The sequence below is a fragment of the Bartonella sp. AA81SXKL genome (assembly GCF_042196945.1).
Classification (GTDB): domain Bacteria; phylum Pseudomonadota; class Alphaproteobacteria; order Rhizobiales; family Rhizobiaceae; genus Bartonella.
This window is the reverse complement of sequence record NZ_JBHIRH010000437.1, coordinates 1-523: the sequence shown is the minus strand read 5'-3', so window position 1 is coordinate 523 and position 523 is coordinate 1. Positions and strand designations below refer to the sequence as shown.

At 41.5% G+C, this 523-nt stretch carries 1 pseudogene; it reads left to right on the top strand.

Features of this window, described 5'->3' with window-relative positions:
* A pseudogene (locus ACFINZ_RS12120) lies at positions 1-523 on the top strand (hypothetical protein); the annotation flags it as partial.

Here is a 523-nt window from a genome sequence, read left to right as displayed (position 1 = left end):
TTGTTCATTACGATAAAAAAGATGGTGATAATGGCGGCATTAATTACACGAGTGTGACTTTAGGTGGTAAAGATAAGGCAGCTGTAGGTCTTCATAATGTTGCTGATGGTAAGATTGCTGACAAGTCACGTGATGCAATCACGGGTGGTCAGATTAATAAAATCGGTGAGGATGTAGCTAAGTTTTTAGGTGGAGAAGCATCCTTTAAAGATGGAGCTCTTACACAGCCAACGTATAAATTATCTTACATTGCTAAAGATGGAAGTGTAACAGAGAGTTCGTTCCAAGGTGTTGGAACTGCATTTGCAGGTCTTGACACGAATATCAAGAATGTGAACGCTCGTATTAAGGAAGTTTCACAAGGAGTTGCACAGGATTCGTTGACGTGGAGCAAAGATGCAAATGCCTTTAGTGCGCAGCATGGAGAAAAAGAGGACAGAAAAAATAGCAAGATCACGTCTCTTAAGGATGGAGATGTTGCTGCTAACTCAACGGATGCTGTTAATGGATCCCAGCTCCATTC